Source organism: Paraburkholderia sp. HC6.4b, assembly GCF_014200875.1.
GTDB lineage: Bacteria > Pseudomonadota > Gammaproteobacteria > Burkholderiales > Burkholderiaceae > Paraburkholderia > Paraburkholderia tuberum.
In genome coordinates this window covers 1-26748 of sequence record NZ_JACHDC010000002.1, presented here as the reverse complement: position 1 = coordinate 26748, position 26748 = coordinate 1, and the positions used below count along the sequence as shown (strand labels likewise).

Here is a 26748-nt window from a genome sequence, read left to right as displayed (position 1 = left end):
GGACGTCATTGTCATTGGATGAAGAGCGGCGGGTTGGCGCGCAGCGGGGCGCTTTGCATGAACCGCGTGTCGCCACGCCTTTCTCGGCCAGCGCCGAGCTATTGCAGGCGCTCGAAAGCGACCTGCGCCAGCACGTGCGCGGCGAGGTGCGATTCGATCAGGGTTCCAAAGCATTGTACGCATCGGATGCGTCGAACTATCGGCAAGTCCCGCTCGGTGTCGTGGTGCCGGCCGATATCGACGATCTGCTCGCAACGCTCGCCGCATGCCGTCGCAACGACGTGCCGTTTCTCGCGCGCGGTGGCGGCACGTCGCAGAACGGCCAATGCGTGAACGTCGCGGTCGTGGCCGACGCGAGCAAGTATCTGAACCGCGTCGTCTCGATCGATCCGCTTGCGGGCGTCGCGGTCGTCGAGCCGGGCGTCGTGTGCGACTCCTTGCGCGATGCCGCCGAACAGCACGGCCTCACGTTCGCGCCCGATCCCGCCACGCATAGCCGCTGCACGCTCGGCGGCATGATCGCGAACAACTCGTGCGGCGCGCATTCGGTGATGGCCGGTAAGACCGTCGAGAACATCGAAGCGCTCGAAATCGCGACCTTCGACGGCGCGCGTTTCTGGGTCGGCCCGACCTCCGGGGAAGAACTCGAACGCATCATCGCGGCGGGTGGCCGACAAGGCGAAATCTACGCGGCGCTCAAGCAACTGCGCGACACGTACGCCGAACGGATTCGCGCGAAATTCCCGCAGATCAAGCGGCGCGTGTCGGGCTTCAATCTAGATCAACTGCTGCCGGAAAACGGCTTCAACGTCGCGCGGGCGCTCGTCGGTAGCGAAGGCACGTGCGCGGTCACGTTGCAGGCGAAAGTGAGGCTCGTGAAGAGTCCGGCCAGGCGCGTGATCGTCGTGGTCGGCTTTACCGACATCTATACGGCGGCGGACGCGGTGCCGCATTTCATGCGCTGCGGGCCGATCGCAGTCGAGGGACTCGACCGCGCGATCATTCGCGGCTTGCAGGCGTGCGGCCTGAAGAAGGACGAGATCGCACTGCTGCCCGAAGGCGATGCGTGGGTCGTGCTCGAATTCGGCGCGGATACGCAGGACGAGGTGCTGCAACAGGCACGCGACGCCGCCGCGTATTTCCAATCGGGCGCGGCCGGGCCGCAAGTCTCGACGATGCTCGTCGAAGATCGCGCCTTGCAGGCGAAGGTGTGGTCGATTCGCGAGACGGGGGCGTCGGCGGTCGCGTTGTCAGTGGATCGCGACAAGCCCGATCCGGTGGTCGGCTGGGAAGACGCGGCGGTCGATCCGCTGCGGCTCGGCGATTATCTGCGCGCGTTTCAGGCGCTCGTCGATCGCCATGGCTACGAGACGAGCCTGTACGGCCATTTCGGCGACGGCTGCGTGCACGCGCGCATCACGTTCGATCTGCGCAGCGCGGAAGGTATCGCGAGGTGGCGCGGGTTCTTGCGCGAAGCGGCGGAACTGGTGGTCCAATTCGGCGGCTCGCTGTCGGGCGAACACGGCGATGGCCAGGCGAAGGCCGAGTTTCTGCCGATCATGTACGGCCCCGAGCTGATGCAGGCGATGGAGCAGTTCAAGGCGATCTGGGACCCGGCGAATCGTCTGAATCCGGGCAAGGTCGTGCATGCATATCGCGCCGACGAAAACCTGCGCATGGGCCCTGCATACAAGCCGGTGACGCTGCATACGAAGCTCGCGTTCGCGAGCCAGGAAGGCGACGGCTTTCAGCGTGCGATCGAACGCTGCATTGGCATGGGCAAATGCCGCTCGCTCGAAGGCGGCACGATGTGTCCGAGCTATCGCGGCACGCGCGAGGAACAGTACTCGACGCGCGGGCGCGCGCATCTGTTCTGGGAAATGCTGCAAGGCGACGTGATCGCCGACGGCTGGAACAGCCGCGAAGTGAAAGAAGCGCTCGATACCTGCCTCGCATGCAAGGGCTGCAAGTCCGATTGCCCGACGCATACGGACATGGCGTCGTACAAGGCGGAGTTCCTTTCTCACTACTATGAGAACAATCGTCGGCCGCGTCAGGCGCTGTTCATGGGGCGGATCGGCGAATGGGCACCGTGGGCCGCGCGTTTTCCGCGCGCGACGAACTTTCTGACGACGGCGCCCGGTTTGTCCGCGCTCGGCAAATGGATCGCGGGCGTGGCGCAGACGCGTGCGTTGCCGCGGTTCGCCGCTGCAACTTATAGACGGAGTGCGTCGTCGCAAGTATCCGCGATTCATGCGCTCGGCGGCGACGCAAAGAAGGTGATCCTGTGGGTCGATACATTCAACGACCACTTCACGCCCGAGATCGCGCAGGCCGCCGCTGAGGTGCTCACGCAACTCGGCTGGCACGTCGTATTGCCGAAGAAACGTTTGTGTTGCGGGCGTCCGCTGTACGACTTCGGCCTGCTCGAACGCGCGCGCGAGCTGCTCACGCATATCGTCGACGACCTCGCGGACGACATCGCCGCCGGCGTGCCGCTGGTCGGTCTGGAACCTGGCTGTCTATCGGTGTTCAAGGACGAGTTGCTGAAGCAACTCCCCGATCATGCGTTGGCGAAGAAGCTGTCCGCGCAAACATATCTGTTTGCCGAATTCGTCGCGCGTCAGCCGTTCGAGTGGCCGACGCTCGCGGCCGATGTGATCGTGCATGGCCATTGTCATCAGAAGGCGCTATTCGGCATGCAGGGCGACACGGCGTTGCTGAACAAGCTCGGCGTCAGATGGAAGCTGCTCGATACCGGCTGCTGCGGGATGGCGGGATCGTTCGGCTTCAACATCGAGCATCACGCGTTGTCGGAAAAGATCGGCAAGGACATGTTTGAGGCCGTGCTTGACGCTATGGCGGCGAATGCGGAAACGATCGTGCTGACCAACGGCTTCAGTTGTCGCGAGCAGATCGAGCACGGCACAGGGCGACACGCACTGCATATCGCGCAACTCGCGCAACGGGCGCTGGCGACGCGCTGAGTGCGCGCTGAGTGCAGGGCGCGCTATTTTATTTCTTCGCTGACTCGTTCGCGGCAGGCGGTGTATGCGGAAGGTCCGCATTGGTCGCCATCCACAAGACTTCGGCGTCTTCCTCGCTGGTCGACACCGCCGCGTGACCCGTGCGGCTGTCGAAGTAGAGGCTGTCGCCCGTGTTCAGATGTGTCGGCGCGTACAGCTCCGAATAGAGGCACACGCTGCCGCTGATCACGTAGAGAAACTCCTCGCCTTCGTGGCGGCCCCAGTCGTCGAATGCATCGAGCGTGTGCGCCGAGATGCGGATGCGAAACGGCAGCATCGCCTTGTGTGCCAGGTCGGTGGCGAGCAACTCCATCTGATAGCCGCGATAAGCGTGGCGCTGGCCTTCGTTCTTGCGCGTCAGCGCGCGCCGGCCGCTCGCGCTGACTTTCGGCGTCGAGCCGAACAGTTCGCCAATTTCGATCTTCAGGCCCAGCACGATTTTTTGCAGCACGTCGAACGTGGGGGACATCAGGCCGTTTTCGACTTTCGACAGCGTCGAGCGCGAGACACCGCACAGGCGGCTCGCGGTTTCGAGCGTCAGATCCTGCGCTTGACGGGCGGCGCGCACGCGCCGGCCGAGATCGGTGGAGGACGTGTCGGCGGATTTGGTGAGGTGGGTGTCCATGAGGCTTGCTGCTGGTCGGGTATGCGCTTGATCGGGCGAATAATGTTTCCGATCATAACATTTGGCGTGGCCGGGGCCTTTGTGCGCCGATTCAGGCGTTCGTGTGCTTTTCTCATCGGAAACGTCGCGGCTTTTCCAATGAGTTCGACGCAGCGTGGCGATCTCACGTTGATGAGGCGTCCTTTGCGCGGCGTTTTCACGCGCTGCGATTGAAAAGCTCATTGAGCTGGGTGCCCGCCGTCGCGCCGGTGAAGTCGAAGCGGCCATCGGCCAGCGCCTGAGCGGCGTGCATGAAGCCACCCCACGCCGCGCGCGCGAGCCCGCCGCCGACGCTGATCCGCCGCACGCCGAGCGCGGCCACGTCCTGCAACGTCAGGGTCGATGTCGAGCCGATCAGCAGATTGACGGGCTTCGGCGCGACGGCCGCGACCACCGCTTCGATCTGCTCGCGCGTCTGGATGCCGGGCGCATACAGGCAGTCGGCGCCCGCCGCCGCATAGGCCTTCAGACGGGCAATGGCATCGTCGAGATCGGGCTTGCCGGCGAAGAAATTCTCCGCGCGGCCGACGAGTAGCGTGTCGCCGCCGTTCTGATCGATCGCACGTCGCGCCGCGCTGAGCCGCTGCACGGCGACGTCGACCGGAAACAGCGGCGCGGCGGGGTTGCCGGTCGAGTCCTCGATCGACAGACCCGCGACGCCCGTTTCCACCGCGAGCGTCACGCTCTCGGCGACTTCTTCCGGGTCGCGGCCGAAGCCGTTCTCGAAGTCGGCGTTGACCGGCAGATCGGTCGCGTCGACGATTGCGCGCAGGTGCGCGAGGATCGTTTCGCGCGGTAACGTGTTGTCCGCATGTCCGGTCGACCACGCAAAACCGGAACTCGTTGTCGCGAGCGCCTTGAAGCCGAGTGTATGCAGATAACGGGCGCTGCCCGCGTCCCACGGATTGGGCAGCACGAAACAGCCAGACGAGTGCAGCGCGCGGAAAGCAGCGCGTTTTTCAGCGGCGGTGCGGGGCATCGCATGTCTCCTTGGTGTGAGGGAGCGGCTCCCTCGTTGAGGGGAAAACGCCGCGCCAACTGTTGCGCAGGCGAATCGGCATTCACCAGGGGAAAGTCTATGTCCGTATCGCAACCGTGGTTGATGAAATGGGTGGCGACTTTCACAGACGTTTCCAATAATTCAAAATGACGACAGGCGAAGAAGCCGGTTCAGAGATGCGAAGGGCCGCGTGGGAAGACGGCATTCGCGACGAGGTCATTTCCCCAAAGGAGGCACAACATGAACATCGCGACCCGGATGCGGTCGATCTCAGCCGTGTTGGTGCTCACGCTCGTTGGCTGCGCCGCGGGCGGCGGGAATGGCGGCGCGCAAACGCATCTGAGTGCAACGCAATGCCGCGATCTGACCGACCTCAGGAACAAGGCACCGGCCACGCACCAGCGGAGCATGAGCGAACTGACAGCGCTGCAGCAAGCGGGCTACCACCCTGAACGACGCTTTGATCCTGACTATCCGGCGAGTCTCGAGCGCGCGCAGAGGCAGGTGGACATCTGGTATCAGGCGGAATGCCCGCAGGCACGGGCTGGGTGAATCTGCCGCGGCGTCAGAATTGGCGGTACGTTGTTAGTGCCGCATAAACGTAAAGAGCTGGCGCATGCCTTGAAAACATGCGCCCGCTTCATATCGGTTCGAAACGGCGAAAACCGCAAAGAGGGGAAAGGGCCGTTAACTCGAGAATCTTTCCTCGCTACGGACATTCGCTATACGTTCGGGACTCGTCACTGACCGTCCGGATTGACCCACATCGGATGATGGCCCGCTTGCGATGATCCGCCCATCGACGACCCATAGCCAGACGTGTCGCCTTGGCCCTTCGCGTTCATCGCGGAGACGCGTGCCTCGGCCGCCTGGATGTCCGCGGGATACTGGGCATCGAGCACGATGGCCGGGTTATAGCCAATCTGTTCGAGTTGCTGCACCTGTGCCTTGACCTCGGCCCGCGTGATCGGCTGTTCCGATTGCGCGAACGACGCGACCGGCGCAGCGATCAGGGCCGTAAGCGCAACTGCCTGGATAAGCGATTTCATGATGTTTCCCTCCGTAGTTGTCTATCCGGCACCGCAGCGATACCGGTGCCATAAGCGCAGTCTAGAGGGGGGTGAACTTGGGGAAAACCACTAGCCGACTAATTCAGTATTGCAAAGAACGGGTAGTCGGCGAGCTGTAATCTCGCCGTCGCGGGTTCTCGTAAAACAGCGCAAAAGCGGCCGTAAATCTGGTCACACACCTTTGCGCACATCGACGCGATAACTCGTGATTTGCCGATAAGTATCTCCGGGTCGCACGATCACTTCGTTGTGCCCGGTCATATTGACCTCGTTCGGGAAACCGCCCGCCTCGAGGCACAAGCCGGCGTGCCGTTGATAGCGGACACCGCCGCGTCCCGGGTTGCCGTTCAACGCGTTGCCCGTGTAAAACTGCAAGCCCCGCTGATCGGTCGCGACGGTCAGTTCGCGTCCGCTGCCCGGATCGTATGCCCAGGCGACTTCGCGCAGCGGCGGCGCGTGGCCGTCGTTGCCCTGCATCGCGTTTGCCGGCGCCTCGCGCAGCACGTAGCAATGATCGAAGCCGCCGGCGCGCGCGAGTTGCGCGTGCGGCCAGTCGAGCCGGCCGCCGATCGGCGCGCTCTGCCGGAAGTCGAATGCGTTGCCCGCGACGTCGGCGAGCTTGCACGGAATCATCGTCGCGTCGACTTCGAAAAAGCGCTCGGCGTCGATCGACAGCACGTGGCCGCGAATGTCGGTGCCCGCGCGCCCGGTCAGGTTGAAGTAGGGATGGCTCGTCAGATTGAGCGGCGTCGGCGCGTCGGTGATCGCTTCGTAGCCGATCGTCAGCGTGCCGTCGTCGTCGAGCGAATAGCGTACTTGCACCGTCACGTTGCCCGGAAAACCGGCATCGCCTTCGGGCGACTCGAGCCGCATCAGCAACGCGCCGTCGTCCTCGGCGACCTCCCACAACGCCCGATGAAAACCGACCGTGCCGCCGTGCAGCAGATTCGGACCTTCGTTGCGATCGAGCGTGTACTCGATGCCGTCGAGCGAAAAGCGCGCGCCCGCAATGCGATTCGCCCAGCGGCCGATCAGTCCGCCCATGTAGGTCGAGGCCGCCACGTATTCGGCGGGCGTGTCGTGACCGAGCAGAATATCGCCGAGACGTCCGGCGCGATCCGGTGCGTGCCACGAAACCAGCGTCGCGCCGAGGTCGCTGATGGCGACTTTCATGCCGTGCGCGTTGCGCAACGTGTAAAGCCGTACGCGATCGCCGCCCTGCAGCGTGCCCCACGGCTCGGAAGAGAGTTGTGCGATGCTGATCATGTGGTCAGTGCGAAGAAAAAATAGAAAGCATGCTCAGCCAGCGGTTTTGGTCTTCGGGCCCACGCGCTCCTGGTATTCGCGCGGCGTGCAGCCGAGTTCGCGGCGAAATACCGCGTACATGTATTGCAGCGACGTGAAGCCGCAACGGATCGCGACTTCCGCGCTCGACGCATCGCGTTTCGCGAGCAGCGACTTCGCGACGTCGAGCTTGTGGCGCAGGATCTCCTGATGCACGGTGCACTGACGCTCGCGCCGGAAATACTCTTCGAGCGACGAACGCGACACGCCCACATAGTCGGCCACCTGCTCGGTGCGGATGCCCTGGCACGCGTACTGGCGAATGAAATGGCGGGCGCGCATCACGTAAGGACTCGCGAGCGGCTGATGCCGCGTCGATTCGAGCACGTTGATGCCGACCGGCGGCACCAGAATGCGGCGCCCCGGAAAGCGCGCGCCGTGCAGCATCTGATGCAGGATATGCGCGGCGGTACGGCCCATTTCCTCGGTGCCCTGGATCACCGACGACAGCGGAATGCGCGTCAGCGTACGCGTGAGCGGATCGTTGTCGATGCCGATGATCGCGACTTCCTCGGGCACCGGAATGCCGGCGATCAGACATGCCTGCAGCAAATGCCGCGCACGCGCGTCGGTCACCGCGATGATGCCGACCGGCTTCGGCAGTTGCCGCAGCCAGGTGGTCAGCTGTTCGATGGCCTGGTTCCAGGACGGCGCGCTCGTCGACAGACCGCGATAGATCTCGCTATCGATCTGCGCCGCGCTGCGTCCGTCCGCGCTGCGCAGATGCGCGAAGGCGAGTTCGCGCTGTTGCGCCCAACGGTTTTCCTGCGCCTGCGGCAGGCTGTACAGCGCGAAGTTTTCGAGGCCCGCGCCGATCAGGTGCGTGTACGCGAGCGACACGAGCTTGCTGTTGTCGGTCGCGATATAGGGTAAATCCGGGGGGTACTGCGTCGGATCCTCGTACGACGAACCGACCGCGACCACCGGCAGTGGACAGTCGCGCAGGGCTTCGTCGACGGCGGGATCGTCGAAGTCCGCGATGATGCCGTCGCCGTCGAAGCGCTGGATACCCGCGAGCCGGCAGCGGAAGTCTTCTTCGAGGAAGAGATCCCATGCGACGCGCGTCGACAGCAGGTAGTTGCCGATGCCGGTGATGATCTCGCGATCGTAGACCTTGTTCGCGTTGAACAGCAGCGCGATGCGATGGGTTGTCTGAGGTGCTTGTGGACGGGTCATGGCGGTGAGCGGCGGGTGGCTCGATGGACCACGCGCCTTTGTCTCCATTGTGTCGGGTGCCTGGGAGCAACCCCGTTTTTAAGCGTCTGGTTATTCTAGGCGCCGAATCGCGCGACGGCAGTAAACAAACGCGCGGGCGGTAAGAAACATCAAGCGCGCTGCGCAATTTCGCAATTGCCGGCACATCGTGCAAGCGGCAGCATGGCGTCACTTTGTCGGCCTGCGCGGCTTCTCGCGTGGGTTGCAACGCAGCATACATTGGAGACGCCGATGTCCTACTTCGAACACATTCCAGAGATCCGTTACGAAGGCCCGCAATCGGACAAGCCGCTCGCGTACCGTCACTACGACAAAACGAGGAAGGTACTCGGCAAGACGCTCGAGGAACATCTGCGTATCGCCGTCTGCTACTGGCATACCTTCGTATGGCCCGGCGTCGATATCTTCGGTCAGGGCGCGTTCCGGCGGCCGTGGCAGCAACCCGGCGACGCAATGGAGCGGGCGCTGCAGAAGGCCGACGCCGCGTTCGAATTCTTCTCGAAGCTCGGCACGCCGTACTACACGTTCCACGATACCGACGTCGCGCCCGAAGGCGCGAGCGTGAAGGAATACAGCGAGAACTTCCTGCGCGTGTCCGACTACCTCGCGCGCAAGCAGCAGGATACCGGTGTCAAATTGCTGTGGGGCACCGCGAATCTGTTTTCGCATCCGCGTTACGCGGCCGGCGCCGCGACCAATCCGAATCCGGAGGTTTTCGCCTTTGCGGCGACCCAGGTGCGTCATGCGCTCGACGCGACGCTGCGCCTCGGCGGTGAAAACTACGTGTTGTGGGGCGGCCGTGAAGGCTACGACACGCTGCTGAACACCGACCTCGTGCGCGAGCGCGAGCAGTTCGCGCGCTTCCTGCACATGGTGGTCGAACACAAGCACCGGATCGGTTTCAAGGGCGCACTGCTGATCGAACCGAAGCCGCAGGAGCCGACCAAGCATCAATATGACTACGACGTCGCGACCGTGCACGGCTTCCTGCTGCAGCACGGCCTCGACAAGGAGATTCGCGTCAACATCGAGGCGAATCACGCGACGCTCGCGGGGCATTCGTTCCATCACGAGATTGCGACCGCATTTGCGCTCGGCATCTTCGGTAGCGTCGATGCGAATCGCGGCGATCCGCAAAATGGCTGGGACACCGACCAATTTCCCAACAGCGTCGAGGAACTCACGCTGGCCTTATACGAAATCCTGCGCCACGGCGGTTTCACGAGCGGCGGCATGAACTTCGATGCGAAAGTGCGGCGCCAGAGTGTCGATGCGGAAGACCTGTTTTATGGCCACGTCGGCGCGATCGACAACCTCGCGCTCGGCCTCGAACGCGCCGCGGTGCTGGTCGAAAACGAGCGCCTCGAGCAGTTCAAGCGGCAACGCTACGCGGGCTGGGATGGCGAGTTCGGCCGCAAGATCCTGTCCGGCGACTACTCGCTGTCGACACTTGCGGCGGACACGCTGGCGCGCGATCTGAATCCGCGGCATGTGAGCGGGCAACAGGAACACATGGAAAACATCGTAAATCAGGCGATTTATAGCGGACGTTGAATAAAGATCGCGCGGCCACGTCGACCGCGCGCACCAGCAAGCTGTGGGTTGTCGCTTGTCCGAGTCTGCGGCTCGCAGCGCAGACCGATATGTCCGGTATTCCGGCTATCACTACACAAAAAGGAGACATCAATGAAATTCGCAATGCGTCGTAACGTCCTGAGTTCGCTGTTGTGCGGCGCGGTACTCGCCAGCCTGTCGCTCGCCGCGCCGCTCGCGCACGCCAGCAAGGCTCATCCGGAAATCGGCTTCTGTATCGACGATCTGCGCGTCGAGCGCTGGTCGCGCGATCGCGACTATTTCGTCGCCGCGGCGGAAAAGCTCGGCGCGAAGGTGTCGGTGCAATCGGCCGATGCGAGCGAAGAGCGTCAGATCTCGCAGATCGAAAACCTGATCTCGCGCGGCGTCGACGTGATTGTGATCGTGCCGTTCAACTCGAAGACGCTCGGCAACGTCGTGGCCGAAGCACGCAAAGCGGGTATCAAGGTCGTGTCGTATGACCGCCTGATTCTCGACGCCGATATCGACGCCTATATCTCGTTCGACAACGAGAAGGTCGGCGAGATGCAGGCGCAGGGCGTCTATGACGTGCGTCCGAAGGGCAACTACTTCCTGCTCGGCGGCGCGCCGACCGACAACAACGCGAAGATGCTGCGCAAGGGCCAGTTGAAGGTGCTGCAACCGGCGATCGACAAGGGTGACATCAAGGTGGTCGGCCAGCAGTGGGTGCCGGAGTGGAGCGCATCGACCGCGCTGCGCATCATGGAAGACGCGCTGACCGCGAACAACAACAAGATCGACGCAGTCGTCGCGTCGAATGACGGCACTGCGGGCGGCGCGATCCAGGCGCTCGCCGCGCAAGGCCTCGCCGGCAAGGTACCGATCTCGGGTCAGGATGCCGACCTCGCAGCCGTGAAGCGCGTGGCGGCCGGCACGCAGACGATGACGGTCTACAAGCCGCTGAAGCTGATCGCGAGCGAAGCGGCGAAGCTGTCGGTCGCGCTTGCCAAGGGTGACAAGCCGGCGTTCAACGCGCAATACGACAACGGCAAGAAGAAGGTCGATACGGTGCTGCTGCAGCCGACCAAGCTGACCAAGGCGAACCTCGACACCGTCGTGAAGGACGGCTTCTACACGCAAGAGCAACTCGCGAGCAAATAACACAGAGACGGGCTATGTGAACGCCACGCTCCCGGGTCATCGCGCCCGGGAGCGTGATCGAACATCGGCCCAACTTGCAGCGAGGCATAGCGAATGACGCAACCTGTTCTGACGATGCGCGGCATCGTCAAAGCTTTTTCCGGCGTGAAGGCGCTCGACGGCATCGATCTGACCGTATCGCCGGGCGAATGCGTGGGCCTGTGCGGTGAAAACGGCGCGGGCAAATCGACGCTGATGAAGGTGCTGTCCGGCGTGTATCCGCACGGTACGTGGGATGGCGAAATCACCTGGGAAGGCCAGCCGCTGAAGGCCGCGAGCGTACGCGACACCGAACGCGCGGGCATCATCATCATCCACCAGGAACTGATGCTCGTGCCGGAGTTGTCGGTCGCGGAAAACATCTTTCTCGGCAACGAAATCACGCTGCCCGGCGGCCGCATGAACTACGCGGCGATGTATCAGCGTGCCGACGAACTGTTGCGCGAACTCGGCATCAGCGGCATCAACGCCGCGCAGCCCGTGATGAACTACGGGGGCGGCCATCAGCAGCTGATCGAAATCGCGAAGGCGCTGAACAAGCGCGCAAAGCTGCTGATCCTCGACGAACCGTCGTCGTCGCTGACCGCCTCCGAAATCGCGATTCTGCTCGATATCGTGCGCGATCTGAAACGGCGCGGCATTGCCTGCGTGTACATTTCGCACAAGCTCGACGAAGTCGCGGCCGTCTGCGACACGATCAGCGTGATTCGCGACGGCCGCCATGTCGCGACCGAGCCGATGCACGCCCTGACGACCGAGCGGATCATCTCGCTGATGGTCGGCCGAGAGATCAAGAACCTGTTTCCGCGCGAGCCGCATCCGATCGGCGACGTGATCTTCGAAGCGCGCAACGTGACCTGTTTCGACGTGACGAATCCGCGCCGCAAGCGCGTGGACGACGTGTCGTTCTCGTTGCGGCGCGGCGAAATTCTCGGTGTCGCCGGGCTCGTCGGCGCGGGCCGCACTGAACTGATGCAGGCGATTTTCGGCGCGTATGCAGGCATCAGCGAGGCGCACGTCGTGCTCGACGGCAAGCCGCTGAAAATTCGCGCGCCGATCGACGCGATTCGCGCCGGCATCGCGATGGTGCCCGAGGATCGCAAACGCCACGGCATCGTGCCCGGCATGAGCGTCGGTCATAACATCACGCTTGCGGTGCTGCAGCGTTTCGCGTCGGGCGGACGTATCGATTCCGCGGCCGAACTCGACACGATTCAGACGGAAATGAAGCGGCTTTCGGTGCGCGCCGCGAATCCGATGTTATCGATTGCAAGTCTGTCGGGCGGCAATCAGCAGAAGGCCGTGCTCACGCGCATGCTGCTGACCAACCCGACCGTGCTGATTCTCGACGAACCGACACGCGGCGTCGACGTCGGCGCCAAATACGAGATCTACAAGCTGATCTTCCAGCTGGCGCAGCGCGGCATGTCGATCGTGATGGTGTCGTCCGAATTGCCGGAAGTGCTTGGCATCAGCGACCGAGTGCTCGTGATCGGCGAAGGCGAGTTGCGCGGCGACTTCATCAACGACGGTCTCACGCAGGAAGACATTCTCGGCGCCGCGATCCGCCCCGTGCATCTATCTTCGAACCCAACCGCAGCGAGTGCCGCATGACTCCCGAAGTAACTTCCCAACGCACCGACAACGCCGCGCCGCGAGGCGCATTCGGCGGCACGCAACGGATCCAGCAACTGTTCGCGCGCTACAAGATTCTCGCGCTGCTGATCGCCGTCGCCGTGATCTGGATTTTCTTTTCGGCGCTCACGCACGGCGCGTTCGTCACGCCGCGCAATCTGTCGAATCTACTGCGGCAGATGTCGATTACCGGCATGCTCGCGTGCGGCATGGTGTTCGTGATCATCGCCGGTGAAATCGATCTGTCGGTCGGTTCGCTGCTCGGTTTGCTCGGCGGCGTTGCGGCGATTCTCGACGTGAACCGGCACTGGCCGATCGGCGTGACGATTCCGGTCGTGTTGCTGCTCGGCATCGGGGTCGGCATGTTCAACGGCTGGTGGTCGACGTATCGGCGCGTGCCGTCGTTTATCGTCGGGCTCGGCGGCATGCTCGCGTATCGCGGCATTCTGCTCGGCATTACCGGAGGGTCGACGATCGCGCCGGTGTCGGACAGCTTCGTGTTCGTCGGCCAGGGCTATCTGCCGCGGCTCGCCGGCGACACGCTCGCCGTCGTGCTGTTCCTGCTGCTGGCATTCCTGACGATCCGCCAGCGCGCGAATCGGCAGCGTTATCAGTTGCGCGTCGTGCCGTTCTGGCAGGACGTCGCGAAGGTGATCGGCGCAGGCGCGATTCTCGCCGGCTTCATCGCGATGCTCGACACTTACGGCGGCATTCCGGTGCCGGTGTTGCTGCTGCTCGCGCTGCTCGGCGTCTTCACGTGGATCTCGACGCAGACCGTGTTCGGACGCCGCATCTACGCGGTCGGCTCGAACCTCGAAGCGACGCGGCTGTCGGGTGTCAACACCGACCGCGTGAAGCTCGCGATCTTCGCGCTGATGGGGCTGATGTGCGCGTTTGCCGGCATCGTCAACACGGCGCGGCTCGCGGCCGGTTCGCCGTCGGCGGGCTCGATGGGCGAACTCGACGCGATCGCCGCGTGCTTTATCGGCGGCACCTCGATGCGCGGCGGCTCCGGCACCGTGTATGGCGCGCTGATCGGCGCGCTCGTCATGGCGAGCCTCGACAACGGCATGTCCATGCTCGACGTCGACGCGTTCTGGCAGATGATCGTGAAGGGCGGCATCCTCGTGCTGGCCGTGTGGATCGACGTGGTGTCGGGTTCGAACCGCCGTTGATCCGGTCGCATGATCGCCTGATTGAATCAAGCGCAAGGTTCGCGGTGTGCCGGCGGTGACGTACGCCGGCACACCGCCGCCTCTGCGCGGACGCAGTTAATGAAACACCCCACGACTTTCCCCCGCCGCTTTCAGTCCCCGCCTTCCCACGCCGCACGGCCGCTCGAGGTTCACGCGCGCATTTAAGTCTCACGCTCGCCGATTCGTCTTATTACTATTCGCAGACAAAGACGGGTGCATCGGCGCTGTCGCCGCTTTCCTACCATCGAGCCAGCCGAGCGAGCCATGCCATGTTGACGCGCAGAACCTTTCTGCTTGGCGGCGCCAGTGCGTTGGGCGGGCTGCTGGTCGGCTGGGCCGTGGTGCCGCCGCGCCAGCGCCTGATGACGTCGACGCCGCTGCCGACGCAAGGCACTCAGGTTGGGCTAAACGGCTGGGTCAAGATCGACGCCGACAACCGCGTGACGATCATGGTGCCGAAGGCCGAAATGGGGCAGGGCATCCATACGGGGCTTGCGATGCTGCTCGCCGAGGAGCTCGACGCCGACTGGCCGCAGGTGAAAGTCGAAGAGGCGCCGATCGACCGGATCTACAACGCGGTGCAGAGCATCGTCGACGATCTGCCGTTTCGCCCCGACGACGACAGCTACATCCGGCGCGGCACCGTGTGGATCACGAGCAAGGCAGTGCGTGAGATCGGCACGATGATGACGGGCGGCTCCTCGAGCATGAACGATCTCTGGACGCCGATGCGCGAGGCCGGCGCGTCGGCGCGTGTGATGCTGATCGAGGCGGCGGCCGAGCGCTGGGACGTGCCGGTCCGCGAATGCCGCGCGGAAAAGGGCTACGTGCTGCACCCGTGGGGGCACAAGGCGACGTTCGGCGAATTATCGTCTTTGGCCGCGCGCCAGCCGCTGCCGCGCAGCGTCGTCCTGAAGCAGCCGGCCGACTTCAGGCTGATCGGCCAGCCCGTGCGGCGCATCGAAGCCGCGTCGAAAATCGACGGTGCGGCGCGCTTCGGCATCGACGTGTTGCCCGACGGTTTGGTCTATGCAAGCGTCGTGATGTGTCCGACGCTCGGCGGCACGGTCGCGCATTTCGACGCGACGCCCGCGCAAAAGATACGGGGCTTCATCAAGGCGTTCGCCGTGCCGCCGTACGCGGGCGGCACCGGCGGCGTGGCAGTGATCGCGGACAACGCGTTTCGCGCGATGAGCGCGGTCGAGGCGATCAACGTGACCTGGCATGACGGCGCGGCCGCGAAGGTGTCGAGCGCGGCGGTGGACCGCCGCCTCGTCGAGGCGCTCGACCATACGGACGGCCACGTGTATTACCACGTCGGCAACGTCGACAACGCGATGAGTCGCGCGGCGCGCACGATCGAAGCGGTCTATCACGCACCGTATCTCGCGCATGGCGCGGTCGAGCCGCTGAACTGCACGGTGCAGGTCGCGGACGGCGCAGCGACCGTCTGGGTGTCGACGCAGATGCCGCGGCTCGCGCGGCATCATGCGGCGAAAGTGCTCGGCCTCGACGTCGATCTCGTCGATGTACAGACGCAGTTGTTGGGCGGCGCGTTCGGCCGGCGCCTCGAACTCGATTTCGTCGCGCAGGCCGCGGCGATCGCGCGCGAGGCCGAGGGCCGTCCGGTGCAAACCATCTGGTCGCGCGCGCAGGACTTCACGCACGACTTCTACCGGCCCGCATGCGCGGCATGGCTTCAGGCCGGCTTCGACGAGCACGGCACGCTGGTCGCCTGGCACGCGAAGTCGGCGGGTCAGGCGATCGTGCCGGATGCGCTCGCGCGTTACTACGGCGTGCCGCACATCCCGATCGACAAGACCACCTGCGAAGGCGCGTTCGATCAGCCCTACGAGTGGCCGGCCGCGCGCGTGTCGCACAAGATAGTCGAATTGCCGGTGCCGATCGGCTTCTGGCGCTCGGTCGGCCACTCGCATCAGGCCTTCTTCACCGAGAGCTTCACCGACGAAGCCGCCGCCGCGGCCGGGCAGGACCCGATTGCGTTTCGCACGATGCTGCTCGCGCAGCATCCGCGTCATCTGGCGGTCCTGAAGCGTGTCGAGAAGTTGTCCGACTGGGGGCGTCCGCTAAAACCCGCCGCCGATGGCGCGCGTTGCGCTCATGGCGTCGCGTTGCACGAGGCGTTCGGCAGCGTGGTCGCGCAGGTCGCGGAGGTGTCGATCGGCGCGAACCGGCAGATTCGCGTGCATCGGGTGGTGTGCGTGATCGATTGCGGCTTGCCGGTGAATCCGAACCTGATCCGTCAGCAGATGGAAGGCGGCATCGTGTTCGGGTTGTCGAGCGCGTTGCAGAACGAGATCACGATCGTCAACGGCCAGGTGCAGCAGAAGAATTTCGTGGACTTTCCGGTCGTGCGGATGAACGGGTGCCCTGCGATCGAGGTCGACATCATGCCGAGCCAGCTGCACCCGCAAGGTGTCGGCGAGCCGGGCGTGCCGCCGATCGCGCCGGCGGTGGGCAATGCGGTGTTCGCATTGACGGGGCAGCGTTTGCGGACGCTGCCGTTGCGCCTTGCATGACGGACGGTGGATGAGCAAAAGCTTGCGGTGTAGCGCGGCGACTCAGGAGGCAAGCATGGCGGTACTGAATATCAACGGACGCAAGGTGAAGGTCGATGCCGATCCGGACATGCCGCTGCTATGGGTGCTGCGCTGCGATCTCGGCATGACCGGCACCAAGTTCGGCTGCGGCGTGGGCATCTGCGGCGCGTGCACGATCAATCTCGACGATGCCGCGTGCTTCGCTTGCCAGACGTTGATGTCGAGCCTGCATACGCAGAAGATCACGACCATCGAGGGTTTGCAGGGACGCGAGGCGCAGGCGCTGAAGGCCGCGTGGATCGAACTCGATGTGGTGCAGTGCGGTTATTGCCAGAGCGCGCAATTGATGGCGGCTTGCGCGTTGCTGAAGCACAAGCCCGATCCGACCGATGCCGACATCGACGAGGCGATGACGCCGGTGGTGTGCCGTTGCGGCACGTATCCGCGGGTACGGGCGGCGATACATCAGGCGGCGGCGAAGGTGCGGAAGAGCTGAGCCGCTCTTGCGCGCCGCCGCCCGCCCAGCTCAATTCGCCAACATTTCGACCACCGCGACCACCGCGGTGAAGATACCAATGCATCCGCCCAACGTGACTGCACCCTGCATGAATGGCGACATACGAGACCTCGTAGCGTGAAGTGGTGTCACGTATTTAACCGAAAGTGAAAGCAAAAAGAAAGATTGTCAAAAATAAATCGTAAGACGGCCGATCAAGGCGCTTTCGCAGTTGCGGCCGCCGACGCTCCCGACTTCGCGGACGGCTTGGCCGCGACAGGTGTTGCCTTCAGCTGCGGCCGCGTTTCACCCGGCGTGCTTTGCCCGCCAACTTCCCACCCGCCGCCCAGCGACAGGAACAGATTGACCTGATCGATCGCCACCTGGCCCTCCGCCGCCGCGAGCTGCGATTTCGCGGCCGTCAGCGTGCGCGTCGCGTCGAGATCGGAGATGAACGACTCGCGCCCGGCGCGATACAGCCGATGCGTTTCATCCGCCGATTGCGTCGCCGACTTCAGCGCCGCGCGCAGCGATTCGGCGCGCGCGTAATCGGACGCGTAGGTCGCGAGGTTGGTCTCGGTTTCGCGCAGCGCAGTCAGCACCACGCCGTCGAACTTCGCGAGCGCGACCTGGCTCGACGCCTCGGCTTCGTGGACCCGTTGGCGCGCGCCATTGGCCGGGAAGGTCCAGCTGATCAGCGGACCGAAGGCCCAACGCGCCGTCGGCGAGGTGGGAATGTCTTCCAGAATGCCGGTGAAGCCCGCCGACGCGCCAATGCTGATGCTCGGATAAAGCGCTCCGGTCGCGACGCCGATGCGCGCCGTCGACGCCGCGAGCTGACGCTCGGCTTCGTGCACGTCCGGGCGTCGCCGCAGCAGCCCGGCGCCGTCGCCGATCGGAATCGGCTGGTGGATTTGCGGCAGCCGGTCGCAGGCGAGCACGGCCGGCGGCAATTGCGACGGTGCCTGGGCGAGCAGCATCGCGAGCCGGTATTGTGCGATCTTGCGGCGCGCGGTGTAGCGCGGAATGTCGGCCGTCAGAGTCTCGACCTGAGTCTGGCCGCTCGTGACCGCGGTCTGGTTTCCGCGTCCCGCGTCGCGCAGACGGCGCGACACGTCCACGCGCTCCTTCTGTAGCGCGAGCGATTGCTGCGCGATGCGCAGCTCCTCGGCCGCCGAGCATTGTTCGACGTACGAGCGCACCACGTCCGCGACGACAGTGATGCGCGCGAGGTCGCCCGCGGCTTCCACGGCCTCGGTGTCCGCCGCCGCCGCTTCGACGCCGCGGCGCAGCTTGCCGAACAGGTCGATTTCGTACGAGACGTTGATGCCCATGTCACCCAGGTTGGCGACCGGCAGTTTCTCGAAGAGCAGGTATTGCTCGGCCGATTCCTGCGCGCGCTGGATCGCCACCGACGCGTTGCCCGAAAAACCGCCCTGCGCTTGCGCTATGCCCAGCGCCTCGCGCGAGCGCGCGAGATTCGCGGTCGCGACGCGCAGGTCGGTATTCGATTTCAACGCCTGGTCGACCAGACCGTTCAGCACCGGATCGTCGTAGAGCTTCCACCAGACGGTCGGCAGATTGAGGGTTGACGTCAGGTTGGGATCGGCGCCCTCGATCGCTCCGTTCGCGAGCGGGGCATTGACGAGCGCCTGTTTCGGCAGCGTGTAGTTCGGCCCGACGTTGATGCAGCCGTTCAGCGCGACGGTGAGCGGCAATAACGGCAGCAGCGGCAGCAGCGGCAGCAGCGGCAGCAGCGGCAGCAGCGGCAGCAGCGGCAAGCGCGGCGCCAGCGAGGACAAGGTACGCACGAACTTCATTGCGACGCGCCCGACGGTGCGGTGCCCGACCCAGCGGACCCGGACGCCACCGACGAACCCGGTGCCACCGGCGCAGCCGAAGCGGCGACCGTGCCAGATGCGCCACCCGTGCCCGACACGGCTCGTCTCCTGAGCGGCGACAGGTCACGCACCGACACCGTCGCGGTACGCCCCGCGATCAGGCGGAAATCAGCGGGCACTTCATCGAGCGCGACCCGCACCGGAATGCGCTGCGCGAGCCGCACCCAGCTGAACGCCGGGTTCACGTTCGGCAGCAGATTGGCGCTTTGCGTGCGGTCGCGGTCTTCGATACCGGCGACGATGCTCTGCACGTGCCCGCGCAGTGGCTTCGGCTCGCCCATCACGATGATGTCGACCGGCTGGCCGATGTCGATGCCGCGCAGCTTGGTTTCCTCGAAGTAGCCGTCGACGCGGAACGAATGCATGTCGACCACCGCGACCACCGCGCGGCCGGCCGCGACGAATTCGCCGGCGCGCGGCGCGCGGTCGTTCAGATAGCCGTCTACCGGGCTTTTGATCGTCGAGCGCTCGAGGTTCAGCTTCGCGGTGTCGATCGCGACGTTCGCGTCGGCGAGCGCGGCTTCGCCCGCCTCGACGCGCGAGCGGCTTTCTTCGAGTACTTCGGCGGCGACGAGGTTGCCGAGCTGACGATTGCGCGCGTATTCGCGGCGGGCCTGATCGAGCGTCGCGCGGCGCTGCTGCGCCGTTGCCTCGGCCTGACGCAATGCGAGCGTGTAGCGCGCCTGATCGATCCTGAACAGCACCTGGCCCTGCTCGACCTGCTGGTTGTCCATGACCTCGACCGACGAAATCAGTCCCGACACGTCGGGCGCGACCTGGATCACGTCGGCGCGTACGCGCCCGTCGCGGGTCCACGGCGCGAACATGTAGTAGTTGACGAGTTTCCACAGCACCAATGCTGCGACCACTACGACGATCAGGGTCAGCAGGATCTGACCGACGGAGAACCAGGTTTTTTTCACGTTATTAGTCTGTGCGAAACGACGACGACAAGGCCCAGCACCAGCACATAGACGCCGAGATCGAAGATGGAGCGATGCCAGACGAAGCGGTAAAAGCCGGTGTAATCGAGCGCGGTGCGAATGCCGAGGTTGATCAGATACGCGATCAACATCAGCACCAGCACGGACGGTACGAACACGCCGAAGATATCGATTTCACCGATCATCGCGGGAACTGGGAAAAGGGAGGGCGGGGTGCGCAAGCGGGCGCAAGCAGGGGCGCAAGAATGGGTGCATCACGCGGCGGCCTCCGGTTCGGTCGGCGTTGGTTTCGTGAGGGTCGCCGGAAACAGCGAAAGACGCAAGCCGACCAGCGCGTGCAGCGCATCGCGCAACTGACGCGCCGAGGTCTGCGAGGTCTCGGTCGGCGCCGCGGCATTGGCGAGCCCCTGCGCGGTGACGCGCGCGACGGCCACGTCGATCAACGACATCAGTCTGTCCGGCACCGGCTCGCGGTGGCGTCGATCGATGCAGCTCTCGTAGTATGTACGCACTCCATCGAGAACATGGTCGATCGCGCCGGCCGCTTCGCCGCCGAGCTTGCGTGTGAGGCGGCGCAGGTCCAGCGCATTGAACCCGATGCGCAGATCGCGGAAGCTCTCGATCGACGGATGGCGGTAGTCGTCGGTGGCCGCGAGGCGCGGGATCAATTGCATCAGCCGGTCGAGCATGCGCGCGGCGAGATTGCGCGGGTCTTCGATCGGCCGCGTCGACGCGCTCAGCGCGACGTCGGCCCAGCTCGAGCGCAACAGGCGCGCCGCGGCCAGCTCGGCGCCGAATGGGCGCGTTGCACGGGTCCACAAGTATGCATAGAGCAGGCCGGAGAGGCCCGCGAGGTTGGCGTTCAGGAACGTCAGGAAGTTCGCGTCGTACGCGTCCTGAATGCTGATGAAGGTGGCCGTGTTCACCGCGACCAGCACCGTCACCATGTTGAACTGCGGGCGCGGAATCAGCGTGCCGACCAGAATGAACGGCGCGGCGAACAGGATCACCAGCATCGGGAAGTCGTGCACCTGCGGCAGCACGACGAACAGATAGAGGCCCGCGGCCACCACGGCGACGCCAGTCGCGAGGAAGAAGCGGAACACGAACGGCGCGGGCTCGTCGAGCGCGGCGAAGAAGCAGCAGGCGACCGCCGCGAGCGTGACCGCGCTCGCGCCGTCGTTCCAGCCCGAGCCGATCCACAGCGCGCACGCGAGCACCACAGCCGCGGCCGCCGACACGGTCGCGAACAGCATCATGCCGCGATCGTAGAAGCGCTCGGTGCCGCCGAGTCGCCAGTGACGGAAATGCGGCCGCCACGAACCTTCCTCGCGCGTGATGATGATGCGCAGCGAGCGGCAGTCTTGCCACACGTCGATCACTTGCGCGAGGCGCCATAGTGCATTCGACAGCAGCGCGCTGTCCCAATGCGTGAGCGCGGCGGCGGGCGGGTGCATCGCGGCGATGCGCGCGCGCAGCGCGTTGGCGATCTCGTCCGCGTGATAGCCCTCGCTCGGCGCGGGCAGCGGTTGGTTGAACCACTTGATGACGTCGTCGATCAGCGTCTGAAGTCCTTCGGGCCAGTGTTGCGGGCCGTTGTTGTAGAGCGCGAGCAGCGGATCGGCGAGCGACGACATGATCGGCAGCAGCAGTTGCATGCGGCCACGTAGTTCATGCGCGCGCGCGAGGACGTCGGGCCGCGTGTGATCGTAGGCGAGCTGGCTCAGCAGCAGTTCGAGACCGTTGATCGTGCTCGCGAGGCGTTGCCGAGCACCGGAAATCGCCGAGCTTGCGATACGGCCCGACAGCGTTTCGGTCGCGTAGAACGCGGCGTCGCGAAACCATGCGTCGGTGCGCTCGATGATCGTCGGCGCGAGCCGGCTCGGGAACACCGCGCTGCCGACGATGCTCGCGCACACGATGCCGAGAATGATCTCTTCGGTCCGGCTCACGGCGAGATCGAAGACGCCGGTCGGATTCGTCACCGACGGCAGCGCGATGATCGGCATCGTATAGGCCGCCAGCATGAACACGTAGCTGCGCGCGGTGCGGTCGGACACCGCGAGGTAGAGCATCGTGCCGGTCCACGCCGCGACGATCACGCTGAACAGGTACGGCGATTCGACGAACGGCGGCACCAGCAGCACCGCGCCCGACGCGCCGAGCGCAGTGCCCAGCGCACGATAGATCGCCTTCGAGCGGGTCGCGCCGACGAACGGGTTCGACACGATGTAGACGGTCGCCATCGCCCAGTACGGCCGCGGCAGTTGGAACGCGAGGCCGATGTAAAGCGCGAGCATGGCCGCGGCGAACGTTTTGACGGAAAACAGCCAGTCGCGGAGAGTGGGATAGACCATGAACCGTTACGCGGAATCGGCGTTGTGCGGCGCGGTGGCTCGCGCGCCGCTCTTGGTGGACTTGCGCGCCTTGGCGGTGCCGCGTGATTTGCCGGCCGTTTTGGCAGCGCTTTTGCCGCTCGTCCGTTTGACCTTGCTGGCAAGCGCCTCGCCTTTGGCGGGCTCGCGCTTCGCCGACGAGGTGCGCTTCGTCGCCTCGTGCCTGACCGATTCCGGGCGCACCGGCTGCGCGCGTTCGTGACGCGTGTCGCGCTCGACGCTTCCCGGTTCGGCACGTCCGGCGGCATCGGCCGTGAATGCGCCGAGCACGCGCAGGGCGGCTTCGAGATCGTCGCGCGATACGCCTTTGAGCGCCTGCGCGCGCAACGTGACCAGCTCCTCTTCCATCTTCGCGGTGACGGCGCGGCCTTCGTCGGTCAGTACGACGGTCTTCGCGCGGCGGTCTTCGGGATCTTCGTCGCGGCGCATCAGGCCGGCCGCGCACAACTGGTCGAGCAGCCGCACGAGGGACGGCCCCTCGATGCCGATGTGATCGGCGAGCGTGACCTGACGCACCGCCGAGCCGAGCCGGCTCGCGGTCAGCAGCGGCGTCGCGCACGCTTCGGATACGTTGAAGGCCGCGAGCACACCATGACTCGTGCGCCGCCACTTTCTGGCGGCGACGACCAGCGTGCTGCTGACGGTGCGGCGCAGGGCATCGAGATTCGACATGGCCGGTATTGTATTTCCAAAATATTCGTTAGCAAACTATTGAATTGGAAATCGTGGCCGAACCGGAGGAGTCTGCGGCGCGAATGCGACAGGGGCATTAAATCGGTGGCCAGGAACTGGGCTTACAGAATCGTTGGGTGTGCGGTGCGCCGCGATTCAATGGGCGGACAGGCTGTCCAGGACGACGCGCGCCGGCTTCAGTTCGTCGACGTGCTCGATCACGTTGCGCACGCTTTCGCCGAGTTCGACTTCGGCCGGGTGCAGCACGGTCTGTTCGTATTGCGGTTCGAGCCCAACTTCGGGCAGTTGCTCCAGTATCGTGAAACGGCTCAGATCCCAGCCATGGCTCGCGCCGATCGCGAGCAGTTCAGCACGGGTTTCGGACAGCGCGATATAAAGGCCGGTCTGCCCTTCGCGCAGGCCCTTGAGTAAGAATTGCAACGCGAGGGTGGTCTTACCCGTGCCTGGCACGCCCTCCACGAGGTACATGCGGTTCGGCGTAAGACCACCGCCGAGAATGTCGTCGATGCCTTCGATGCCCGACGATATGCGGGCGGGGGTAGGGGCGGCGGTAGTGGTCGACATGATGGTTGAAATGACGTCGGCAGTGGCTTTGATCGAAACGGGCGCGATGTCGCGGCCGGTATGGCGCTATGCAATTTGTGTGCCGTCGTGCATTGCCTGCGTGCTCGGGCCTCACGCGCATGGGCATGAAGCGTGCTGTTAAAGGTGGCTCGCTGCGAGTTTTTCTTCAGCAGCACTTTGGAAGCTTCACGCACACCATGAAAACCTATCGACTTTCCGCTATCGCGCTTACCGCGGCATCGCTCGTTGCGCTGCTGCCGGTCAGTGCATCCGCCGACGATAGCCCCAGTCCTTGCGGTGCGCTCAAACGGATCGTGGCCGCGGCGCCGGACGGCTTCGCCTCGCTGACACCCGACGACGGCAAAGGCGTAGCGCAACCTTATGGCGATGACGCGCAATGTTCGGCCGCGCATCGAAGTTTCCAGTGCACGTGGACGCCGCATCAGGCGGCGGGCTCGAACGCGGATGCATTGGAAGCGGTCGCGGCCGACGTCGCGTCGTGCCTGCCCGATGCAACGCACGATCAGAATTCGCCGGGACGTCAGCACTTTTATCTCGGCGCGAAGGATCGACGCACCGAAATCACCCTGACGCCCGAGGGGTCCAACCGGTTGCGGCTCGTGGTGTCGGGCAGGTAAGCGGCGGTGCCGTTCAGGCGCTGGCGGCCGGCCACCACGACCAGCCGCGTCGCGAGTGGCGTAATTCGACGACCGACAGCGGCGCGATCTCGATGCGACAGAACACGGTTGGCGATGCGCCGAGGGCGTGCACGATTGCCGCTCGCAGCAGAGTCGCGTGGGTGACTGCGACGATGGTTCGACCTTGCGCAGAGGCCGCGAAGCTTGCTTCGTTGACGGCATTGCATGAACGCAGGTCTGCCTGCTGCGCGTCGAGCCACTCTCCAACCCGCTGCACGAGTTGACCGAACGATTCGCCGCCGGGCGGCGCGGCGTCGGGCTCGCGTGTCCAGGCGGCGAGTTCGCGGGGCGTTGCGTCGGCAATGTCCGCGAGGCGCTGGCCGCGCCATTTGCCATAGTCGGTATCCGCCAATGCGTCGGCAGGCGTGGCGCTCAGACCGAGCGCGACGGCCGTTTCACGCGCGCTGGCGGCGGGGCTGGTGAACACGGCGCCGTCGGCGGGAAGCGCGAGACGCGGTCGCGCCGCTTCGGCTTCGACGCGACCGCGCGCGTCGAGCGGATCATCGGCAGGGAAGCGGCCCGCGCGCTGCGCGGCCGTTGCCGCGTGGCTCACCAGTAATAGTCGCGTATCCATTCTTTGCCTCGGCGCCTCATTCGTACTTGCCTGCGTGGTTTCATCGGCTCGCGGCGCGCGTTGCGAGGTAGCCCTCGCCGTCACGGAAGCCGCAGTTTAGCGGGTAGAATACCGACACTGCGAAGCACGGAAGCCGGTGAGAGCCCGGCGCGGTCGCGCCACTGTAATCGGCATTGCAATCCACAAGAGCCGAAAGCCAGACCCGAGCTTCGCACCATTCCTCTGCAATCGACTTTCGGGGCGCGTCACCCCAGGAGATGTCCATCATGACCGAAGCTGTTCTCGATCGCGCCGCGCAACCGGCGGCCCAGCCCACTCCCATTCCTTTGCGCGAACTGCTGCCATGGGTCGTGTTCGGCGGCTTGCTGCTGTTGCTCGCGCTTTACTTCGTTGGTGCGGAACAGGGCGCGACGTCGCTCGTGCCCGGCATGTACGTGCATGAGTTCGTGCACGACGGCCGCCATCTGCTCGGCTTTCCCTGCCACTAACGGAGTTCGACATGGTAGGTAAATTGTTGGTGCGCGGGATGCTCGCGGGCATCGTCGCGGGCTTGCTCACGTTCGCGTTCGCGCGAATCGTCGGCGAACCACAGGTCGATCAGGCCATTTCATTCGAAGAAAAAGCGGCCGCCGCGCGCGGCGATGCGCCCGAGCCCGAAATCGTGAGCCGTCAGACGCAGGCTGGCCTCGGCCTGCTGACTGGCGTGGTCACGTATGGCGCGGCATTTGGCGGTCTGTTCTCGCTGGTGTTTGCGTATGCGTATGGACGCGCGGGTACGTTGAGCGTGCGCGCGCTGTCCGCGTGGCTCGCGCTTGGCGCGTTCATCACGCTCGTGATCGTGCCGAATATCAAGTATCCGGCCAATCCGCCGTCGGTCGGTGATCCGGAGACGATCGGCACGCGCACGGGCCTGTTCTTTCTGATGATCGCGATTTCGCTCGCGACGATGGTGTTTTCGCTGAAGGTGCGGCGTCGCGCGGCGGCGAAGCTGGGTGCGTGGAACGGTTCGATCGTCGCGGGGCTCTTGTTCGTCGTGATCATCGCGGCCGTGCAACTGTCGATGCCGGTCATCAATGAAGTGCCGGCCGCGTTCCCGGCTGTGCTGCTGTGGAAGTTCCGCGTCGCGGCGATCGGCATGCAGGTGGTCATGTGGACGACGATCGGGCTGCTGTTTGGCGCGATGGTCGAGCGCAGCGCTTTTATGCGTACGAATGCGCGGGTGACGATGAAGTCCGCCTGATTGTGACGGTGACACGCGGCCGCGCAAGCGGCCATTCTCGCGCGCAACGCGCGAGAATGGTTTTGGATCAAGTACTTGGCGCGGTTGTGGAGTGGTTATCCACAGCCTTGCGAACATTTTCTGTGGAAAAGCCTGCTTAACGGCTTTTCGCAACTGCACTCATCTCTCCCTTTCGCCGCGGCGCTCCGGAGAATTCAATTGGAAGCCTAACTAATTCAGGTTGCACGCGGCGCTGCTCAATTTTTAAGCTCTTCAGCTTTTTAAAATAAATTGTGAGAAGGGTATTGACGTGTTGTCGACCGCTCTCCATAATCTCGCTTCTCTGCTGCAGACGCAGCGACGCAAACGAAGCAGTGCCGGGTAGTGGTGGTTCAGGCGCGGCGGGTTTGGCGGACCGATCTTTAAAAACTAACAGTCGATAAGTGTGGGCGCTTGATGCGGAATGCGGCGGCGGATTCTCCGGAATCTGCTGTCAGGCAGAAGTATCAGAAGCCTCACACAGTATTAGAGGAAGGTTTGTCTGTCGAAAGACGGATCAATCATCGTCAGTACGTTGAGTGAGCGACCGGGTTCGAGAGAGCCCGAACACAGTAACAGGTTTGAACTGAAGAGTTTGATCCTGGCTCAGATTGAACGCTGGCGGCATGCCTTACACATGCAAGTCGAACGGCAGCACGGACTTCGGTCTGGTGGCGAGTGGCGAACGGGTGAGTAATACATCGGAACGTGTCCTGGAGTGGGGGATAGCCCGGCGAAAGCCGGATTAATACCGCATAC

The 26748-nt window shown here is 64.4% G+C and carries 22 protein-coding genes, 1 rRNA gene, 1 pseudogene and 1 riboswitch; of the genes and pseudogenes, 12 read left to right on the top strand and 12 right to left on the bottom strand.

The genetic code is table 11. The features are described from left to right. Positions 1-14 precede the first annotated feature (14 nt). Positions 15-2987 (top strand): FAD-binding and (Fe-S)-binding domain-containing protein, encoded by a 2973-nt coding sequence (locus HDG34_RS02405; RefSeq protein ID WP_184058008.1) that lies wholly within the window; start codon positions 15-17, stop codon positions 2985-2987. Between the two features lie 28 nt (positions 2988-3015). Here the strand turns inward: HDG34_RS02405 and HDG34_RS02400 are convergent, their stop codons facing one another. Both HDG34_RS02400 and HDG34_RS02395 read right to left on the bottom strand, forming a co-directional pair. Further along, the gene (locus HDG34_RS02400; protein ID WP_090808454.1) at positions 3016-3651 is read right to left on the bottom strand and encodes a helix-turn-helix domain-containing protein; all 636 of its coding nucleotides are present in this window, start codon (positions 3649-3651) and stop codon (positions 3016-3018) included. Between the two features lie 196 nt (positions 3652-3847). After that, a complete protein-coding gene (locus HDG34_RS02395) occupies positions 3848-4669 on the bottom strand; it encodes an oxaloacetate decarboxylase (RefSeq protein ID WP_184036292.1) in 822 nt (273 codons plus the stop codon). A 261-nt stretch (positions 4670-4930) separates the two neighbouring features. Between HDG34_RS02395 and HDG34_RS02390 the strand changes: the two genes are divergently transcribed. Then, on the top strand, positions 4931-5242 hold the full coding sequence (locus HDG34_RS02390; RefSeq protein ID WP_184057430.1) for a hypothetical protein: 312 nt from the start codon (positions 4931-4933) through the stop codon (positions 5240-5242). 188 nt (positions 5243-5430) lie between these two features. Here the strand turns inward: HDG34_RS02390 and HDG34_RS02385 are convergent, their stop codons facing one another. From HDG34_RS02385 to HDG34_RS02375, 3 genes are all read right to left on the bottom strand, one after another. Continuing rightward, on the bottom strand, positions 5431-5739 hold the full coding sequence (locus tag HDG34_RS02385; RefSeq protein WP_018424216.1) for a DUF4148 domain-containing protein: 309 nt from the start codon (positions 5737-5739) through the stop codon (positions 5431-5433). Positions 5740-5931: 192 nt separating this feature from the next. Then, complete coding sequence (locus tag HDG34_RS02380; protein WP_184057428.1) at positions 5932-7026, bottom strand: aldose epimerase family protein; 1095 nt, start codon at positions 7024-7026, stop codon at positions 5932-5934. A gap of 33 nt (positions 7027-7059) precedes the next feature. Beyond that, positions 7060-8280 carry a DNA-binding transcriptional regulator gene (locus tag HDG34_RS02375; RefSeq protein WP_090808461.1) on the bottom strand — a complete coding sequence of 407 codons (1221 nt, stop codon included), beginning with the start codon at positions 8278-8280 and terminating at the stop codon, positions 7060-7062. Between the two features lie 270 nt (positions 8281-8550). Between HDG34_RS02375 and xylA the strand changes: the two genes are divergently transcribed. The 6 genes from xylA (at position 8551) to HDG34_RS02345 (ending at position 16961) form a co-directional block, all read left to right on the top strand. Continuing rightward, positions 8551-9873, top strand: coding sequence for a xylose isomerase (gene xylA, locus HDG34_RS02370; RefSeq protein ID WP_184057426.1), 1323 nt, complete (start codon positions 8551-8553; stop codon positions 9871-9873). A gap of 132 nt (positions 9874-10005) precedes the next feature. Continuing rightward, entirely contained in the window at positions 10006-11034 is a 1029-nt protein-coding gene (gene xylF / locus HDG34_RS02365) for a D-xylose ABC transporter substrate-binding protein (protein WP_184036310.1), read from the top strand. Between the two features lie 93 nt (positions 11035-11127). After that, entirely contained in the window at positions 11128-12687 is a 1560-nt protein-coding gene (gene xylG, locus HDG34_RS02360; protein ID WP_184057424.1) for a D-xylose ABC transporter ATP-binding protein, read from the top strand. Further along, positions 12684-13883 carry a sugar ABC transporter permease gene (locus HDG34_RS02355; RefSeq protein WP_184057422.1) on the top strand — a complete coding sequence of 400 codons (1200 nt, stop codon included), beginning with the start codon at positions 12684-12686 and terminating at the stop codon, positions 13881-13883. Before xylG ends, HDG34_RS02355 begins: the two co-directional genes overlap by 4 nt. A 290-nt stretch (positions 13884-14173) precedes the next feature. Continuing rightward, the gene (locus HDG34_RS02350) at positions 14174-16444 is read left to right on the top strand and encodes a xanthine dehydrogenase family protein molybdopterin-binding subunit (RefSeq protein WP_184057420.1); all 2271 of its coding nucleotides are present in this window, start codon (positions 14174-14176) and stop codon (positions 16442-16444) included. 55 nt (positions 16445-16499) lie between these two features. Continuing rightward, positions 16500-16961, top strand: a complete 462-nt coding sequence (locus tag HDG34_RS02345; RefSeq protein WP_184036322.1) for a (2Fe-2S)-binding protein — start codon at positions 16500-16502, stop codon at positions 16959-16961. A 215-nt stretch (positions 16962-17176) separates the two neighbouring features. Here HDG34_RS02345 and HDG34_RS02340 read toward each other — a convergent pair whose 3' ends face one another. The 6 genes and pseudogenes from HDG34_RS02340 to HDG34_RS02315 all read right to left on the bottom strand — a co-directional run. After that, complete coding sequence (locus tag HDG34_RS02340; protein ID WP_184057418.1) at positions 17177-18781, bottom strand: efflux transporter outer membrane subunit; 1605 nt, start codon at positions 18779-18781, stop codon at positions 17177-17179. Then, positions 18778-19785 (bottom strand): HlyD family secretion protein, encoded by a 1008-nt coding sequence (locus HDG34_RS02335; protein WP_184057416.1) that lies wholly within the window; start codon positions 19783-19785, stop codon positions 18778-18780. Before HDG34_RS02335 ends, HDG34_RS02340 begins: the two co-directional genes overlap by 4 nt. Beyond that, on the bottom strand, positions 19782-19991 hold the full coding sequence (locus tag HDG34_RS02330) for a DUF1656 domain-containing protein (RefSeq protein WP_090808477.1): 210 nt from the start codon (positions 19989-19991) through the stop codon (positions 19782-19784). Before HDG34_RS02330 ends, HDG34_RS02335 begins: the two co-directional genes overlap by 4 nt. Before the next feature lie 69 nt (positions 19992-20060). Next, on the bottom strand, positions 20061-22163 hold the full coding sequence (locus tag HDG34_RS02325) for an FUSC family protein (RefSeq protein ID WP_184057414.1): 2103 nt from the start codon (positions 22161-22163) through the stop codon (positions 20061-20063). 6 nt (positions 22164-22169) lie between these two features. Beyond that, the gene (locus HDG34_RS02320) at positions 22170-22874 is read right to left on the bottom strand and encodes a MarR family winged helix-turn-helix transcriptional regulator (protein WP_090808481.1); all 705 of its coding nucleotides are present in this window, start codon (positions 22872-22874) and stop codon (positions 22170-22172) included. 165 nt (positions 22875-23039) lie between these two features. Next, a pseudogene (locus HDG34_RS02315) lies at positions 23040-23459 on the bottom strand (ATPase domain-containing protein); the annotation flags it as partial. Positions 23460-23656: 197 nt separating this feature from the next. On the opposite strand from HDG34_RS02315, the gene HDG34_RS02310 reads away from it, so the two are divergent. Then, entirely contained in the window at positions 23657-24097 is a 441-nt protein-coding gene (locus HDG34_RS02310; RefSeq protein WP_184057412.1) for a hypothetical protein, read from the top strand. A gap of 13 nt (positions 24098-24110) precedes the next feature. Here the strand turns inward: HDG34_RS02310 and HDG34_RS02305 are convergent, their stop codons facing one another. Then, positions 24111-24731 carry a histidine phosphatase family protein gene (locus tag HDG34_RS02305; RefSeq protein ID WP_184057410.1) on the bottom strand — a complete coding sequence of 207 codons (621 nt, stop codon included), beginning with the start codon at positions 24729-24731 and terminating at the stop codon, positions 24111-24113. A 128-nt stretch (positions 24732-24859) separates the two neighbouring features. Continuing rightward, positions 24860-24933, top strand: a riboswitch (cobalamin riboswitch). 64 nt (positions 24934-24997) lie between these two features. Between HDG34_RS02305 and HDG34_RS02300 the strand changes: the two genes are divergently transcribed. From HDG34_RS02300 to HDG34_RS02290, 3 genes are all read left to right on the top strand, one after another. Beyond that, entirely contained in the window at positions 24998-25219 is a 222-nt protein-coding gene (locus HDG34_RS02300; RefSeq protein ID WP_184011521.1) for a CbtB-domain containing protein, read from the top strand. An 11-nt stretch (positions 25220-25230) separates the two neighbouring features. Next, a complete protein-coding gene (locus HDG34_RS02295; protein ID WP_184057409.1) occupies positions 25231-25971 on the top strand; it encodes a CbtA family protein in 741 nt (246 codons plus the stop codon). 601 nt (positions 25972-26572) lie between these two features. Next, positions 26573-26748 (top strand): 16S ribosomal RNA (locus HDG34_RS02290); the annotation flags it as partial.